The following is a 16337-nucleotide window of genomic DNA, read 5'->3' on the forward strand; positions in this document are numbered from 1 at the left end:
AAATACGCGAAACGGGGTTGTTCTATCTTTAAATTTAATTACGCAACAAAGCCATAAATATGGTTTATATATCTATAATGGATTGTTATTTATTATTCGATTAATACAGCTTGTAAATAAAGGGTTACCAAAATTTTCATTTTTATACAGTATAGGACTATATTAGTGTGAATACCCTAATTTATGGTTGTCAAAAAGGACTTTGAATGTTGGTAATAAGGACGTATTTACCTGTAAATCAAGTTTTTAAACGAATTGTTTCACGATGAAAAATAAATTATATAACAGTTACTTATAGGTGGTAAATCAAATCAAACTGCGATGAAATTCTGACTGCATAGCATGTGGTTGCATATGTATCTGTATGAGATGAACACGTAATATATGCGCTGAGTTTTTGCGGTAACTAATTTGGCTCCTAACCGCATTTATCTCTGCATGGATACATAAAAATAAAAATTATAATTATTGGAACTAGGTGAATCTAAGGTGTTTGTTTAATGAAAGTCTCAAATCGAAGTATTGATGTAAAGTATTTGCGTACATTCTCCCACGTAGCAAGACACCGCAGTTTTACAGCTGCTGCAGAAAGTCTCTATTTGACACAACCGGCTGTGTCACAGCATATCAAAAAAATAGAGAGTAAAATTGGCGCGACTATCTTTGATAGAAAGGGTGGCTTTGGGTTAACACGTCACGGGAAGGTTTTACTTGAATATGTAAATAAAACTATGTTTATGCACGAGAAATTGTTTGAAGATCTAGAGGGAATAGATATATGCAAACAATACTCAATTGCTATATCTGATTCTTTCAATCCTGAGTTGGTAGCTCAAGTCATTAACACATTTAGAACATATAATGAGGTAGAGCTTGCTATTACTGGTTTTAGTAACATCGATGAAGTTAATAAGGATAACTATGACTTGATATTTGGAGTAGGGGAAGTACTGGATTCAGATGGAAAACTATTTTCACTAAATCGTGTAAAATATATTTTGGCATGTGATATTTCTATAGTGCCAGAAGAGTGCTTCCCTGAAAGAGTTGTATTTTGTAGCTCTTTGACTCGGCGTGAAGCCGAGGTGTTATTAAGTTCGGCTAGAGTTGATACGTTGAATGTGAAGAGTTGGCTTACAACTTCATCATCACGTCTAATGATTAATGAGTTGCATGCCGCGAACACTTTTGTTATCTGCCCTAGTTGGGCGGTAGGGAAACAGGTTTTTAATCGAAGGTTATTGAAAAAAAACATTGAGATGTATGTCTGGTGTAATGAAGAGGCTGCGCAAAAAATAGAACTGGAGCGCTTGAAAACGCTGATTTCCAATATCTTTAATTGATAATACTAGTGGTGTTGCAACCTAGTAAATTGAATCACCCTGTCGCTATATTAGCGACAGGGTAAAGAAAAACCAACCTGATAGTCCTAGGGGGATTGTATAGGGAATACCATTAGAAAAAGGGTCCTTATGAGTAATTAGAGAGGATACCCACATCAACAATATCTGAACGCCACCTAAAATCCCCGCTGTCGCTAAGGCAATAATTGAGTACTCAGGAGCAATACCTATAAATAGTGCTCCTATCAATTTTACATCTCCTCCCCCAATTATATTCACTATCCAAAGTATAAAAAACACACAAAAAATAGTGAATGAGGAAGCTATTTGCCATATGACATTATTGGAAAAAACTAAACTGATAACTCCCAATATGATAATGATGATGACAAACCTGTGTTTAACAGTTCTGAAACGAATGTCATTGTAAAAAACAACAAGGTTGCATATAGCTATTGCGATAGATAAAAATATTTTGAATTCTGTCATAATGCAAATAATATGACGGTGAGAGCCATTTATCAATTAAAAATCATATTAGTAATTAATGTAATCGATTGCATCTTATTGTATAAGTTAAAGTTATATTTCTATAAAAAATCTTAATTGGTTTGAATTAATTTGATAATGTAAGTTTCGTGTATTCATTCGAAGGATGAATATTTTAACCAATAGAGGTAAACATGCTTTTAAATATCAATTCCAAGATTCGCCAAATCCGTACTAAGTTTAAGTTAGATAAACGTGGTGTTACTGCAGTTGAATACGCAATTATTGCGGTTGCTATGTCTGCAATCTTATTAGGCATATTTCAAACGGGCACCTTAAAGGGAGCGATGGAGGGGGCGATGAATACTGTGTCATCAAGCCTAAGTGGTGGAGCGTCTAAGCCGGGTACTCAAGATCCTGCTCCTAAAGCTGGTGCTAAAGATCCTGCTCCTAAAGCTGGTGCTAAAGATCCTGGTTAATCCGTAAATTAATAATAATTTTAATCAACAGGAGGGAGGTGGCTCCCTCCTTTTAAGGTTGTCCTAATTATGAACAGACCGATACTGTTTCTATTTGTTGCAATTTCTCTATTTTTGGTCCTCTTTTTTGTTAGTGATAATTTATTTTCCCAGGAAGAAGACGTTGTTGTTGAAAAAGAAAAGATTAGAATGGTTGATGTTGCATTTTTGAATAACGATGTCACAAAAGCTTCTGTCGTTAAAAAACAACTGCTAGATATTCAAAGTCTTCCGGAAACAACCCTTAAAGCCAGAGGCTATACCCCATACTCTGATGTTAATATTCAAACTGGTGCGTTGTGGTCTACTGATGTTGAAGCCGGTCAGGTTTTGAATGCTGGCTATTTTTCAAACCCTGGTGATAAAGACTATATGTATTTGTCATTAAGTGAAAATGAAGTGCCTTATTATTACACGTCAAGCGGCAGTAGTATCGTTGAAGCCCTGCCAATTCAACCACAAGATCGAGTTAGTTTTGTTGCAACGACTTCATCGGAGTCCAATTTGCTCGAACATGGTTACTCGGATATCAATAACTTGACCAGTAATGTCATCATTGATGGCGCAAGAGTGTTGCAAGTTGTTAAATCTAATGATGAAGAGGATGAAGATAAAGAACACAGCCTCATCATTGCCTTAACAGTAAAACAAGTACTCAAGTTAGAGATGGCGCAGAAGATTGGCGCGATAACTTTAGTGCCAGCTAAACTGGCACATAGATATCTATCAGTAAAAAGCAGCGATCTTATTGAGCATCGGTTTGGTGTTCGTCAGTTAAGGGGAAACTAGTTGTGACCACAAATAAAATTTTACCCGTTTCCGTCTTGTTATCCATATTCCTCGCTTTACCGAGTTATGCCAGTGAGTTGTTAAGTCTGGACCAGGGTGGTGCTAAAACAATCAATATCAAACGAAATATTGATACTGTATTTGTTGCTAACTCGCAAATTGCTGATTACAAAATTATTGCGAACGGTAAACTCGTTATATATGGCATAGGTCGAGGTGCCACTTCTATTATTGCCTACGATAGAGCTGGCAATGAGATTTATAATGCAGAAGTAGTTGTTAATAAGAGCCTTAGGCTTCTAAAGCAAACTTTAGTTGCTCGCTACCCTGATGAAAATATAAAGTTAACGAATATTGGCGAACAAGTTGTACTTGATGGTGTGGTCAGTAGTGAAGAAGTAAAAGCTAATGTTTATCGTCTTGTTGGTGAGATGATGAAAAAGAGTAAAAAACGACATACATTTGAGCTATCTGGTGCAAATGGCGAATCTGTCGATGCATTGGATTTTACTGCAACTTATGTCTTTCAAGACATCATTAATAATCTAAAAGTTCTGACGACAGAACAAATTAACGTGAAACTAACAGTAGCCGAGGTTTCGAGTTCCTTTTTGACCGAGCTAGGTGTTTCCTATGCTGAATCAAATGGAAAAGGTATTGGTTCTGCAGGTGCCTTTGTTAATAGCATTTTGGACTTTACAGCAGAAGACATAGTCGCAGTTATCTCAGCAAGTGGCAACGATAATATAGGTCAGATATTAGCTGAGCCAAATCTTTCAGTGATTTCGGGCGAATCCGCTAGTTTCTTGGTTGGTGGAGAAATACCAATTGCAGTACGTGATAATGACGGGGTGTCGATCACCTATAAAGAATACGGTGTAAAACTTTCCATGGTGGCAAAAGTGACGGATTCGGAAAACATCCGCTTATCGTTGCTACCAGAAGTTAGCTCTATTGATAAAACTAACGGCGTAAATTCTGGTTTGGTAAGTGTCCCTTCTTTAAGAACAAGAAAAGCGCAGACAACCGTTCAATTAAAAGATGGTCAAAGCTTCGTGTTAGCTGGCTTACTGACTTCTGAAGAACAAGAATCCTTGAGCAAAATTCCTTTGCTGGGAGATATTCCTATTCTTGGTGCCTTGTTTAGCAAATCTAATACAGAACGTCGGAAAACTGAGTTGATTATTGTTGCAACCGTAAATCTCGTCGATCCTGTAAAAGAATCTGAAATTAAGTTACCTAAGTTTAAACGTACCAGTGACTTAGAGCGTTTACTTCGATTAGACCTATCTGATGTCGATGACGAGCAATTGGAATCAACAATCAATGCTGGAGGGTTTAACTAATGTGTGTGAACTTAAAAAATATCATTTATCTTACTTTATTTAGCTTGGCTCTTTCCGGTTGTAGCGTTGCTTATCCTGAAAACGAAACCGTAGTAAACACATTTGAAGAAAATTTTGAATTCACGGCTGTAAATAAACAAAAAGCTATGGAAAAGTCGTTAGAATTTGTGGATAAGATTAATCGTAAGCATCCTAAGTCAACTTACGTTATTGAATATAATACAGATGAAAGCTTATTTATAGACGAATTTGTTATAAAGATTAAACACTTGGGGATTCATAAACTACGGTTCAATTTAAATGCGATAAGCGAAGGGAAGGATATTAGTATTGTCGCAAAGTATCATGTTGTTGAGGGAGGGGATTGCGGTTCGATTTCTTTTGGGAATATCGATAACTATTCATTTGGTTGTTCATTAGAATATAACCGTCGATTAAGTTTAACAACCCCTGCATTAGGCAAAGAATAGTATGGACTTAGATAACCTATTTAAAACGTCGTCATCAAAGCTAGAGTCTAAAGTTAACAATGTCGATTTAGTCGTCTCTGATGATAGAGAACTCTTGAATGCAATTGATGAACTTTACGCTATTGAAGGGTTTGTAACACCTCTAAAAGTTGATGATATTGACGACGATAGTTGGCATGAAACGGATTCAGAAGTTAAAAATGTTATTTTGGATTTACGTGAAAGCCACGATGTGATTAGTGAGATTTCAGAGATATCCTCTCGTTTAGATGTGAGCATCACGTTAATTGTGTTGAGTTGTTTAGATTCTATAATAATGCGTGATAGGGTCTTGGCTCTTGGTGCGAATTATGTACTTTGGGATGAAGATCTCGATGCTTTGCTTGGTGCAATTAAGACCCCAACACTGGATAGTAGCACTACAGTCAATAAGAAAAAATCACGAGTAGCTAAGCGTGTACTTTTGCTTGGCAGTAAGGGGGGGATTGGCCTTTCAAGCATTAGTTCGTATTTATGCCATAGTTTAAGCCAGCAAGCTAGCTTGAAAACCTTGTTGGTAGAGCATGACACAACGGCATTGAACTCGGATATTTTCTTAGGCGTTAAAGGCCTTAAATCTAAGCTGAGTAGTATTGACCTTAACCAATCTGAGTTGGATGCGGCAATCGCGGCTACTTACGTCTATTCGGTTAAAGACAAGTTAGATTATTTGATGTTAGATAAAAGTCCAGCATGTCTTAATGATCATGCCGATTCATTGCATCGTATTTCCAATGAGTTAATTGACCAGTACAACTTTATTGTTGACTCAATCCCCCTTAATGCACTGGAAGAGTTGCCTTCTGAGGAACTTATACACAGATATCATAGAATTTATGTTGTATGTGAACCTTCAGTTGCTTCTCTTCGGGCTTATAACACAATTAAGAAAAAGCTTGGGAAGTCAGAGCATCAGATCATTTTTTCAATGACTCGCTCACAAAAAGATTACATGGTCTCTTTGCAGAGTGCCAAAGACAAGATTAAAGCCAAAAATACGATCGATATTGCATACGAAGCCAATTTAGAAAAACTGGTAATTCAACAAGGAATTCATAGTTTAACTAAAACAAAGCTTGCACCTGCAATTTCTCTTATGATTAATAGCCTGACGGGTAAAAAGGTGAAACCAGCATCTAGATTAAAGTGGTTTAATAAGAAATGAATCAGTTAAAAGAAGTCTATATTGAGATACGTGATGAAATATTCGACGCATTAGATGCGGCATCTTTGGTTGACGTGGATAGTGGTGAGTTGGAAGGGCAGCTAAAAGAATCTGTTAATATCTTAATCGAACGCAAGCAACTTCAAATTAGTAACTTGAAACGAATGGATTTAGTTAAGGCACTTTTAGATGAACTTAAAGGACTAGGACCACTTCAAGCTCTCGTTGATAATGATAATATTTCGGATATTATGATTAACGGACCCGCTGATATCTTTATTGAAATTAACGGTAAAGTTGAAAAGTCACTCATTCAGTTTATAAATGAAAAACAGCTCAACACAATAGCAAAACGAATCGCGTCCAATGTTGGACGACGTATCGATGAGTCTAAGCCTTTATGTGACGCTCGTTTAGAAGATGGTAGCCGTGTAAATATTGTTATTCCACCTTTGGCCATTGACGGAACGTCTATTTCAATACGGAAATTTAAAGAGCAAAAAATAAAGCTAGAGAACTTGGTTGAGTTTGGTGCTTTGTCGGTAGAGATGGCAAAATTGTTATCAATAGCGAGCCACTGTAAGTGTAATATTCTAATTTCTGGCGGCACTGGTTCTGGTAAAACGACATTACTTAACGCTTTGTCTGGGTTCATTGGTGGAGGCGAGCGCGTCATAACGATAGAAGATGCGGCCGAGCTCCAGTTGCAGCAAGAGCACATTGTTAGATTAGAAACCCGCCAAGCTAGTGTGGAAGGTACTGGAGAAATCACGGCTCGTGACTTAGTGATCAACGCGCTTCGTATGCGTCCTGATAGAATCATTGTCGGTGAGTGTCGTGGTGGTGAAGCATTTGAAATGCTCCAAGCGATGAACACCGGCCACGACGGTTCTATGTCTACACTTCACGCAAATACCCCAAGAGATGCCATTGCGCGTGTTGAAAGTATGGTGATGATGGCAACCGCAAGCTTACCCTTGGAAGCGATACGCAGAACAATAGTCAGTGCGGTTGATTTGATCGTTCAAGTCCGCCGTCTTCACGATGGTAGCCGCAAGATACTGTTTATTAGCGAGATCGTCGGTCTTGAAGGTGATAATGTCGTGATGGAAGATATCTTCCGTTATGAAAATACGGGCGGTATGATTGATGGAAAAATTGCTGGTGAATATAGAACTCCAGGGCTTTCTAAGCGCTCTGTGATCTATGAAAGGGCCAAGTTTTTTGGTTTGGATGGAGCATTACAGGAGTTGTTCTCATGATGGTGATGATGATACTTGCTTGGGTTGTGTTGGCTATAGGCCTTGCGATCGCTCACACAAAAAAACAGCGCCAAATTACAGCGATAATCGATGAATCCGGGACTTTTGAAGGGGTAAGTGGTTCTCGTACCGTGATTGACTCTGAAAGTTTCGATATCAGCTACAAGAAGAAACTAAGAGATAAGTATAAACAATTTAACAAGTTGTTAAACCCTAATGCAGGTTCTAAATTATTGTTGTTTATGTCAATCTCGTCTGTGGCTGTTTACTTCATCAACGACTGGTTTCTTCGCCTAGAATATTGGAAAGTGTGGTTGGGATTAATTCCGATTTTATTCATTATGTTTATCTTAAAATTAAGTGGACTAAGGGAGAAAAAATTTAAAGATAATTTCCCAGATGCTTTGAACATTCTTTCTGGTGCTCTATCGTCTGGTCAAAGTATTGTTCACGCCTTTGAATATGTAGGAACTCAACTAGATAACGAAGTAGGCAAAGAGTTTAAAAAAATGTCTGAGCGCCTTTTGATAGGCGAGGACCCAGATGATGTACTTGCAAGAAGTGCATCTACATTTCCATATGTAGAATATTTTTTTTTCGCATCTACAATTAGAATTAATTTAAGTCGTGGTGGACAGTTAAAAAATGTTATCAACCGTATTAATCGGATTATGTTTGAAGCTCGTGCAATAGAGAAAAAGAAAAATGCGTTGACTTCTGAAGCTCGATCTTCCGCTAAAATCATCGCGGCGCTTCCTGTTGTTTTTATGTTTATATTAAAGTTAACTAGTCCTGAAAATTATCAATTTGTTATGTTTGAAGAGGGGGGGAAGCCGATTTTTTACTATGTTCTAATAAGTGAGATGATTGGTTTCTTCCTTATTTATATGATTTTAAGAAGTGTTAAATAATGGACATTACTCCGTTAAAGATAGTTTTTATTATTTTAGGTTTGATCGTATCTTTTATTTCGGCTTACTACATACTTAAATTTTTTGATACCACAAAAGCAAATATATCAACTAAAAGAATCATTGGTTCAACACAAGAAAAAGTTTCATTGAAAGAAAAGATATTAGCATTCGCCTCTCAACTAGCCTTTAACCGAGAAGAGGTTAAAGCAAATCTAGTAAGAGCGGGGATACATAACGATTTTTTCTCTCAGGTGTACTATTTATTAAAAATATTACCTGTGCTTTTTTGTATAGTAACCATCGGTTATATGTATTTTAATGGCAAAATAGATATGTTGTATTCATTTATGGCGGCGAGCATTTCATTGCTGGTTTTCGTGATAGCACCAGATATTTATATAGCATCGAGAGGTAAGTCAAACATAAGCCATATTAGCAGTCGCTTGCCCTTTCTATTAGATCTTATGAATGTTTGCGTCCATACGGGAATGACCCTAGAAGCAAGTTTAGAATATCTCTCAAATGAACTAAAAATGGTGGATGAAAATTTAGCATTTGTGGTGCAAAAAACGTCAGAGAGAGCAAAAATTGTCGGTCTTGATAAGGCATTATCAGAATTTTATGATTTGGTTCCAACAACAGAAGCTCAAAGTTTCGTAATGACGTTAACACAAAGTTTAAAATATGGGTCATCGGTTGGTACTGTCCTTGCGTCACTCGCTTCCGATATCCGAGAGATTAATATGTTAGAACTCGAAGAGAAAATTGGAAAAATGGGCGCGAAGATGTCAGTACCAATGATTGCATTTATTATGATACCGATAGTTATTCTTATTGCAGCTCCAGGAATTATGAGGATGTTAGGTTAGTGAAATATATATTGGCACAAGTATTAATCTTGTTACTGATTGTTGGTTGTTCATCTATTAATGATGAACTAGTGACTAAAGAAAGGTTATTGACTAAATCTGGACAATCAGAACAACTAATCGAATTTTACAAGACGAACTTGGTCGAAGTACCTAGTTATAAAGTAAAGCTTATTGAGCTTTATCTAGATAAGAAAGATAAAAAGTCCGCCGAGCTCTATATCAGTACCTATAAAAAAGGTGATTTAGATGAACCTGAAGTGATATTTACTTTAGCGAAACTTGAATATTTAAAACTAAATTACGAAGCAAGTAAAAATTATCTTGAAGAATATCTAGATGAAGGTGGAAGTAAGGGGGAGTTCTTTTTGTTGAACGGTAAAATCCTTGCTCAACAAAAACAGTATGATTTGGCGGTAGACAGTTTTGAGACCAGCAAAAAAAATGGTGCCTCAGACCGTGAAGCAAATAATAATATCGCTGTTGTAAAAATGCTTCAGGGTGAGCATCAACAAGCTATGGAAATATTATACGGCTTATTTGCCTCAAACCCTAATGATGAAAAAGTACGTTCGAATCTGATGTTAGCTTCTACACGAGCAAATAGGCCAGATGTTGTGCTTGAGGTTCTTAAATACAGCAGTAATGAGCAAGAAGCGAGAGAAAAACTTGCTAAGTTAATGAAGTCAGTGAAGCCTATTGCTAAAAAGAAAGCCGAGTCTAAGTCAAAATTAGTCAAGGTCGCAAGTAAACCTAAACGCAAGGAAGTTAATAAAGTGGAACCAAGCATTGTTGCCAAAAAAAATCAGCAACCTGTTGTTCAGCGCTCAGTGTTAAATATAAACAATCTAAAGCCAAAAACACCTTCAATTTATCGCATTCAAGTACTAGCCACTTACAAAGTTATTCCGAGTGAGTATTTAAATTATCTTAAAGGTAACTATGGCAAAGTGTATTCGTATACTCACGGTCTATGGAAACGTTATTGTATTGGTGAATTCGATAACATTAATGATGCGAAATCGTTTTTGCAAAATATGGATACAAAAGGAGCGTTTGTGGTCGATTATACCAAGAAAAGGTATTTAGAGCTTTGAAACGTAAACAAAGAGGCAGTTTAACTGTCGAAGTTGCACTTGGCTTACCTTTGTTAATTATGATGATGTTTACTTGGTTCGATCTTTCAGTTTTAACTTATTCGATGGGTGTAACGGATCACGCTTTAACTTCTGCTGTTATGAGGAGTAAAAAGCAAGGTAACTCGAGTAACTCTAAAACTGTGGATTATAACCAAGAAATAACAGATTCATTGAATGAAAGTGGCGGATCGCTCTGGAGTATAGTCGTCGAACGTTCGTCTATTGTGAGTCAAATCTATTATTTTAAGAATATGGCTGATTTTGTTAGCTGCAATAAAACCGGTAGGCCTATTGATGAATGTTCAAGTGTAAAAATAGGAAGCAATAATAATAATTCTATTGATATGCCACTTGCTATTTATCAACTGACATTTACGTATAAACCACTGTTTAATTTCGTATTACCTGAGATGAATATCCGAAGAGAGATCGTCGCGGTACAAGAATACGAGCGCTGTACATTTAAGGTTGGAAAAGGGGCTAGTTGTGGAAATTAGGAAAAAACAGCAGGGTGCTTTTATGGTCGAGCTAGCACTAGTTTTGGTTTTTTTTAGTTCATTATTGGCTATCCACATAAATTATACATTAGCAATTAATAAAAAAGGACAGTTAGATAGGGCTAACTATTCCTTATTGACAATTTTAAGTGAGCGACGCCAATTATATACCGGTGAACTTGATATGTGCGGTTTTGAAGGTAAGTATTGTGATACTGAAATTACAAAATTTTATGATATCGCCAAAAGTTCTCTGAAAAGAATGATCCCCGATTTTGATGAGTCAAAATTAGGTATGCGTGTCGCCCAAATATCAATTGAAGAAGGGGAATCGAAGGTGACTCTCAATGAACAATTCAGAGGGAGAAGAGATGACTGCAATTTTCAGAACTTGCAAGGAATCACTTTTGAACATGCAAAAGAGCTATTACCTACAACAACTCGTAATCGGCGATTACCTCTATATCACTTGTCCCTCTGTTATGAAACCCCTTTTAATATAATTGGCGCGGTTAGAGGAGAGCCTATAAAAATTGTGACTAGCTCCTATTCTTTTGCGAGGATTTGACATGACAAAACTATCTCAGCAAAAAGGTGTGGCGGGTATTATTTTCATACTTTGCTTACCAGTGTTAATTATGACATTCGCTTTTGCGTCAGGTTATACTCAGCGACTACTTGCGCACTCAAAACTAGAGGAGGCAACCGAAATTGCCAGTTTAGCTTTGATCGCGAACCCCGGAGGTAATAACCAAGAAGATCAAGACTACGCAAAACTGTTGGTAGATTTATATGTCACCGACAATATTAACGATGTTGAAATTGATGTTACAACAGCACGATGCGAATACGCTGACGGCTGTGTACAAAGGAACAATGAGTTGTCACCATTTACAGATTTCACTGTAGCGGCTACGACGGAGCACAAATCATGGATAACTCATGATGAAATTGGAGTAGAACCTGAGTTTAAAGTCTCTGGTCGTTCTGTTACGCGTAAGTTTCTACCTCAACCTGTTGATATATATTTTATTCTTGATACGAGTCAATCAATGAGTAACCCATGGAGGGGAGAGAGGAATACAAATGGGACGATTAAAACACAGATGGATGTAGTTAAAGAGACGATTGTTAAAGTTGTAAAAGATTTAAAAGAGTTTAAAACGGGTGAAGATAAAAAAAGTAAGATCGCTCTTGTTACTTATAGTGCATACAACACTAAATTTGATAAGAATTCTAATAAAGTACAGCTGTATGATTATACCCGAGGTTTTGATCATACTGTAGCATCGTTTAAAAATATTGTTGATAATATGTTTGTGCAAGATTGGCCGGAAGAAACTTCGAGGTGGGACTATATGTATAATTCCTCACAGGACCTCCCACTCACTGATAATTATGATACTTTTATCCGTGATGTCGAATCGGATAAATTGCAACCTGCAACAGGCGGCGGAACAATGTCTTGGCTCGGCTTAATTGCCGCAGCTAAAGAGGCAGATAAAATTAAGATGAAGGACCGAAACCCTGAACAAGTTTTTATTTTCTTATCTGATGGTTCAGATAATAAAGTAAACTATCCTAATGAATTATATCGAGAAAATACGAAAGCATATCGATCAAAACACAATGTTGATTGGACATATTATAAAGATAGCCCTCCAGTTCTTCAGTATCAACAGTACTTGAAAACATTAGTGACTAAATATAACCTCTGTGAACAATTACAAAAAAAAATTGGTCAAAGTAAAAATAAATTTCAAAGAGAAACTGCATCTCTTGAAGGTGAAAAAACTAAGGTAACAATGGGTGTTATCGGTGTTAACTATATTGTTAAGGAGGATGATGGTTTTGGCGATTGCGTGGGGCGTAAAAATATCTACCATGCAAAGAAAGGTAAAGATGTTTATAAATATATTCTGAACCTTATTAACGAAGAAACAGGAAGATTAAAAGATTAATATGAAAAAACTTATCCCGATTCTGCTTTTTATTTTATCCGGTAATGCTGTAGCTAATTGCGTTAATTATACTGAAGAATACACAATCTCGAAAACACTGATAGGGACAGATACAGTCGTCACTCAAGTTCCGGGAGTATTATCGGTAGAAGTAACTGAAGAAAAAAATATTGTTCAAGATAAAAAAATAATTAAAACTGATGCGATAAATGTCACGGATGCCTGCGCATTTGACCAAGAGTCGATGTCGCTTCTATTGAACTATCAGACAAATAAGCATTTGTTGACAGATAAGCACAAACAAGCGATTGCACAATACCTAGAGCTGGTTGACCAAGACAAGAAGATTGTTATTGAAGGGCATACTGATGATGTTGGTTCTAAAGTCTACAATAAGAAGCTTTCTCAGCGTCGAGCATCATCCGCAACAGTTTATTTGAGAAAGACACTTGGGTTGGGCAATCGTATTATTGAAAAAGCTTTTGGGGAAGCATCCCCGATCTGTAAGGTTGAAGAAAATGCTGCTTCTGGCTGTAATCGAAGAGTTATATTGACGATTCAATGATGTATGGTTTATTCGTTGTTACGGTCATATTAATTGTTATGTGTGCTGCGTTGTGTGGTATCTGAAAAAAGGCTTGATACAATGTATCAAGCCTTTTTGTGTTTTTATTACAACTTGTTATTTAATTATAAAAAAATATTAATTAATTTTTAGCATTTATTTTTATATCATAGGTAATTATTTATTATTGCGCTATAAACATGTGTAAACGAACATTATTGCTTTTAACGTTATTTATTTATTCCTTCAACGTCTATTCTAGTCAAGTGGTCAATATTAAAAATATAGGGGAGCAACTCGAGTGGATTACATCTAATTCTACTCTAGTTGAAGATAAAACCCAGTCTTTGCTAGGCGTGGACCTAAATGGAAATAAGATACGTGACGATATTGATGAGGTAATGATCCAGTTAGTTATGAGTGATGCTGGTGAGGAATTCATTACTCGATATATTAATTATTCATTCAGTATTCTAGACTACGACTTTTCTGAAAATAGAGTTGAAAATATAATTTTTGCCAATTCAATCTATGATGAATACCGACATGTTCGCCATTGTTACAAGGAGTCAGGTGTTGATGGAAAAGACTTGTATGACACCATTAATATTATTAATAAGTTAATATTTAATACCGATGACAGAATCGTTGCTTATTTTAATTATGAGAAGTACATTAATATAATGAGTGCCAGTGATAAGGTAATTTATGATTGCTAGTGTTTCAGTACCAAAATATAACTTCTATTTAAAAGCATTCTTGATCAAAAAATTTAGGTGTTTTCTTCCTGTGATTTTTATTTTATCGATGATTTACTTGTCTCAGCCGAGGAGCGATACTAGCTATCCAACGTATTCTGAACTGAAAATACAGGTTGAAAACCAACCATTGACGTTTCAGTTTGGCTTGTTATGGGCTTTGTTGCGTAATTTAGTGGAACTAAACCATGAACCTTCGAGCTGATCAGCTACCTCCACGACTTCTTGTAGCCCTATGCCTAAACGCCGTTACAAAACAAGCATTCATTATCTATGGCTCTCTGATCTTTTGGCTTGATGAAGAAGCGGTAAGTGGATGGGCGCAAAGTAAACAGAATAAACGCGTAGGCCACGTCGGTTCAGCTGTTACGACAGCGCTCATGGTGAAACGAGTAAGACGGGAAATAGGCTTATTGTTGACCTTATTTTTATCTTGGAGAGAAAAATTTGTCGCCAGTTTGTCGCCAGTTTGTCGCCATTAGTAATTTTATTTTGTGGTAAGTGTCTGTTTTAAATTGACTTTCCTTATCGTTGTATACAATGGCTTCACTAATCCAATCTGGCCTAGATCTAACACCAATCATTACTCACCACTACAAAGTGGACGACTTCCAGAAAGGCTTCGACATGATGCGCTCTGGTATGTCAGGTAAAGTAATTCTTGATTGGGAATAAGCTTTAACTGAGTAACAAGATATTAGAAAGGCGACAGTTATTACTGTCGCCTTTTTTTGTATTTTACGTAGCAGAAGTAGGTCATCGTTTACCCGTTCATAAATGCTACCTTTACGCTACTGCTTGCTGTTCTTTTGCAATTGCTAAACTCTCACGGAACTCAGCGGCTTCAGCCTTAAGAGTCCAATGCACTTCATGTAATCCTTGTTGCTCAGCAGCTTGTTTAACCTCTGCTATTGTAGTCTTGAAGAACTCTTTTCTTGGGTTAATTTTGTTAACCGACTGCTCGTTGAACTTCTTGTGGAGCTCTTTCTCAAGAGAAGGAGCATCGTCACTATAAATCATTGCATGAACATCAAATGAGAATGGTACAGAAGCATCACCAAGTTCTTTTACTCTGTCCATTGGTTCTAAGCGACGAGTCATACCAATCTTAAACACCTCTTCACCAAAACTACCAACGTTGCTGATAACGTAAACATGCCCTCGGCGAGTTTGCTGTGCCATTGATAGCGCACGTTGACCTTTTTCTTCAGCTTCTTGTAGCTTGCTTTCTAATTCTGCAAGTTGTGCTTCAAATACAGCTCTCTGTTCTTCACTTGCTTGGCCTAATTCAGATCGCGCTTTTTCTAGAGCTTTTTGTAGCATCTTTTCTTCTTTTTCGATCTTTCTTAGCTCAAATGCAGCAACGGCCCATTTGAGCTCGGTTAGACGTGCGTCTAGGTATTCTTGTTTGATACGAGCGTTCCTGAATGGAGCACCGTTATGATTTACCAAGGCAAAAGCATCAATAATTTCTTGTTGGATTTTCCCAAAATTGTCGTGCTTTGTTTTAGATAGAGCGCTATCGACCTTTCCGTTGAAAGCATCGACGGCAAAATGAATTGCATAAGTTTTACGGTGAGCTTCAACATAATCACAAGCCCCTGCATGACCTTCTTTTACCATTGCCTTTACTCGTTTATGGGATACTTTGAGTTCTTCACCTGCTTCTTTGTAGCTGTACTCTTCTGCGAGGTCATCAAGAACAGACTGATTTGGGATGATGTAGTCATCTTTATAGCCGTCAATTGTATTGCGCATCGCACGAATCGCCTTTTCGTAGGAATCAGCTTTGGCCTTTGCTTCGTACGCATTACCTGCTATTTCTTTGGCTTGAGCTTCTGCGAAGCTAAGCACTTTCGCAGATTCTTCGCGTGCATCGTTTTTGATAATCTCCGCTTTTTCTTTAGCTTCGTTTAACTTTTTACGTGTTTCGTTACGAAGCTCTTCAGTCTCAGACAAAACACCTTCTGCTTGGAACCTTATCGAAGTAGCTTCTTCGGTGGCTTCATCAAGCAGGCGGTTAGCGTGTAACTCCATATCAATTACAGGGGCATACTTTTTTAGTAGTGTGTCTTTTTCATTTTCTATGTTGCTAATTTTTTGATTAGCTATCGAAAGTTGTTCTTCAAACTCTTTACGCTTTTTCTTACTTCTTAAACGGTGTTTTTCAAGGTAGTTGTCATCATTTGCTTGCTTATTAAGCAGCTTCTCTT

General features: G+C 37.0%; 17 protein-coding genes and 2 pseudogenes. 17 read left to right on the plus strand and 2 right to left on the minus strand.

Annotated elements, in window-relative coordinates:
* The first annotated feature begins 500 nt into the window (after positions 1 to 500).
* Positions 501 to 1343 carry a LysR family transcriptional regulator gene (locus AB6E08_RS19985; RefSeq protein WP_198596089.1) on the plus strand — a complete coding sequence of 281 codons (843 nt, stop codon included), beginning with the start codon at positions 501 to 503 and terminating at the stop codon, positions 1341 to 1343.
* A 45-nt stretch (positions 1344 to 1388) separates the two neighbouring features.
* Here the strand turns inward: AB6E08_RS19985 and AB6E08_RS19990 are convergent, their stop codons facing one another.
* A complete protein-coding gene (locus AB6E08_RS19990; protein ID WP_372066432.1) occupies positions 1389 to 1832 on the minus strand; it encodes a prepilin peptidase in 444 nt (147 codons plus the stop codon).
* Between the two features lie 194 nt (positions 1833 to 2026).
* Here AB6E08_RS19990 and AB6E08_RS19995 point away from each other — a divergent pair, with 194 nt between their 5' ends.
* The 16 genes and pseudogenes from AB6E08_RS19995 to tdh form a co-directional block, all read left to right on the plus strand.
* Complete coding sequence (locus AB6E08_RS19995; RefSeq protein ID WP_372160204.1) at positions 2027 to 2311, plus strand: Flp family type IVb pilin; 285 nt, start codon at positions 2027 to 2029, stop codon at positions 2309 to 2311.
* Between the two features lie 69 nt (positions 2312 to 2380).
* Positions 2381 to 3139: a pilus assembly protein CpaB gene (locus tag AB6E08_RS20000; RefSeq protein ID WP_371708476.1), complete on the plus strand. Its 759-nt coding sequence runs from the start codon at positions 2381 to 2383 to the stop codon at positions 3137 to 3139.
* A gap of 17 nt (positions 3140 to 3156) precedes the next feature.
* Positions 3157 to 4485, plus strand: coding sequence for a type II and III secretion system protein family protein (locus AB6E08_RS20005; protein WP_371692279.1), 1329 nt, complete (start codon positions 3157 to 3159; stop codon positions 4483 to 4485).
* Positions 4485 to 4955: a hypothetical protein gene (locus tag AB6E08_RS20010; protein WP_054543352.1), complete on the plus strand. Its 471-nt coding sequence runs from the start codon at positions 4485 to 4487 to the stop codon at positions 4953 to 4955. Before AB6E08_RS20005 ends, AB6E08_RS20010 begins: the two co-directional genes overlap by 1 nt.
* A gap of 1 nt (position 4956) precedes the next feature.
* Entirely contained in the window at positions 4957 to 6159 is a 1203-nt protein-coding gene (locus tag AB6E08_RS20015; RefSeq protein WP_102503286.1) for a type II secretion protein, read from the plus strand.
* Complete coding sequence (locus tag AB6E08_RS20020) at positions 6156 to 7421, plus strand: CpaF family protein (RefSeq protein ID WP_054543350.1); 1266 nt, start codon at positions 6156 to 6158, stop codon at positions 7419 to 7421. The genes AB6E08_RS20015 and AB6E08_RS20020 overlap by 4 nt, the downstream gene beginning before the upstream one ends.
* Positions 7418 to 8332 (plus strand): type II secretion system F family protein, encoded by a 915-nt coding sequence (locus AB6E08_RS20025; RefSeq protein WP_102503285.1) that lies wholly within the window; start codon positions 7418 to 7420, stop codon positions 8330 to 8332. Before AB6E08_RS20020 ends, AB6E08_RS20025 begins: the two co-directional genes overlap by 4 nt.
* Positions 8332 to 9204, plus strand: coding sequence for a type II secretion system F family protein (locus AB6E08_RS20030; protein WP_371708475.1), 873 nt, complete (start codon positions 8332 to 8334; stop codon positions 9202 to 9204). Before AB6E08_RS20025 ends, AB6E08_RS20030 begins: the two co-directional genes overlap by 1 nt.
* A complete protein-coding gene (locus tag AB6E08_RS20035; protein WP_372066425.1) occupies positions 9204 to 10301 on the plus strand; it encodes a tetratricopeptide repeat protein in 1098 nt (365 codons plus the stop codon). Before AB6E08_RS20030 ends, AB6E08_RS20035 begins: the two co-directional genes overlap by 1 nt.
* A complete protein-coding gene (locus tag AB6E08_RS20040) occupies positions 10298 to 10840 on the plus strand; it encodes a TadE/TadG family type IV pilus assembly protein (RefSeq protein WP_054542840.1) in 543 nt (180 codons plus the stop codon). Before AB6E08_RS20035 ends, AB6E08_RS20040 begins: the two co-directional genes overlap by 4 nt.
* Positions 10830 to 11408, plus strand: coding sequence for a tight adherence pilus pseudopilin TadF (gene tadF / locus AB6E08_RS20045; protein ID WP_372066422.1), 579 nt, complete (start codon positions 10830 to 10832; stop codon positions 11406 to 11408). The genes AB6E08_RS20040 and tadF overlap by 11 nt, the downstream gene beginning before the upstream one ends.
* Position 11409: 1 nt before the next feature.
* Entirely contained in the window at positions 11410 to 12801 is a 1392-nt protein-coding gene (locus AB6E08_RS20050) for a TadE/TadG family type IV pilus assembly protein (RefSeq protein ID WP_372066419.1), read from the plus strand.
* Between the two features lies 1 nt (position 12802).
* Positions 12803 to 13366: an OmpA family protein gene (locus tag AB6E08_RS20055; protein ID WP_054542838.1), complete on the plus strand. Its 564-nt coding sequence runs from the start codon at positions 12803 to 12805 to the stop codon at positions 13364 to 13366.
* Positions 13367 to 13584: 218 nt separating this feature from the next.
* On the plus strand, positions 13585 to 14085 hold the full coding sequence (locus AB6E08_RS20060) for a chromosome segregation ATPase (RefSeq protein WP_372066416.1): 501 nt from the start codon (positions 13585 to 13587) through the stop codon (positions 14083 to 14085).
* Positions 14086 to 14390: 305 nt separating this feature from the next.
* Positions 14391 to 14519, plus strand: a pseudogene (locus tag AB6E08_RS20065) (IS5/IS1182 family transposase); the annotation flags it as partial.
* A 139-nt stretch (positions 14520 to 14658) separates the two neighbouring features.
* Positions 14659 to 14799 (plus strand): annotated as a pseudogene (gene tdh, locus AB6E08_RS20070) (L-threonine 3-dehydrogenase); the annotation flags it as partial.
* 111 nt (positions 14800 to 14910) lie between these two features.
* On the opposite strand, the gene AB6E08_RS20075 reads toward tdh, so the two are convergent.
* Positions 14911 to 16329 carry a DUF4041 domain-containing protein gene (locus AB6E08_RS20075; RefSeq protein ID WP_372160212.1) on the minus strand — a complete coding sequence of 473 codons (1419 nt, stop codon included), beginning with the start codon at positions 16327 to 16329 and terminating at the stop codon, positions 14911 to 14913.
* Positions 16330 to 16337 lie beyond the last annotated feature (8 nt).

Origin of the sequence: Vibrio sp. 10N.247.310.24, from assembly GCF_041467175.1 — a bacterium.
GTDB lineage: Bacteria > Pseudomonadota > Gammaproteobacteria > Enterobacterales > Vibrionaceae > Vibrio > Vibrio tasmaniensis_A.

Coding starts and splice junctions, on each gene's coding strand:
- AB6E08_RS19985 (WP_198596089.1), top strand. CDS start 501: ATGAAAGTCTCAAATCGAAGTATTGATGTAAAGTATTTGCGTACATTC.
- AB6E08_RS19990 (WP_372066432.1), bottom strand. CDS start 1,832: ATGACAGAATTCAAAATATTTTTATCTATCGCAATAGCTATATGCAAC.
- AB6E08_RS19995 (WP_372160204.1), top strand. CDS start 2,027: ATGCTTTTAAATATCAATTCCAAGATTCGCCAAATCCGTACTAAGTTT.
- AB6E08_RS20000 (WP_371708476.1), top strand. CDS start 2,381: ATGAACAGACCGATACTGTTTCTATTTGTTGCAATTTCTCTATTTTTG.
- AB6E08_RS20010 (WP_054543352.1), top strand. CDS start 4,485: ATGTGTGTGAACTTAAAAAATATCATTTATCTTACTTTATTTAGCTTG.
- AB6E08_RS20015 (WP_102503286.1), top strand. CDS start 4,957: ATGGACTTAGATAACCTATTTAAAACGTCGTCATCAAAGCTAGAGTCT.
- AB6E08_RS20020 (WP_054543350.1), top strand. CDS start 6,156: ATGAATCAGTTAAAAGAAGTCTATATTGAGATACGTGATGAAATATTC.
- AB6E08_RS20025 (WP_102503285.1), top strand. CDS start 7,418: ATGATGGTGATGATGATACTTGCTTGGGTTGTGTTGGCTATAGGCCTT.
- AB6E08_RS20030 (WP_371708475.1), top strand. CDS start 8,332: ATGGACATTACTCCGTTAAAGATAGTTTTTATTATTTTAGGTTTGATC.
- AB6E08_RS20050 (WP_372066419.1), top strand. CDS start 11,410: ATGACAAAACTATCTCAGCAAAAAGGTGTGGCGGGTATTATTTTCATA.
- AB6E08_RS20055 (WP_054542838.1), top strand. CDS start 12,803: ATGAAAAAACTTATCCCGATTCTGCTTTTTATTTTATCCGGTAATGCT.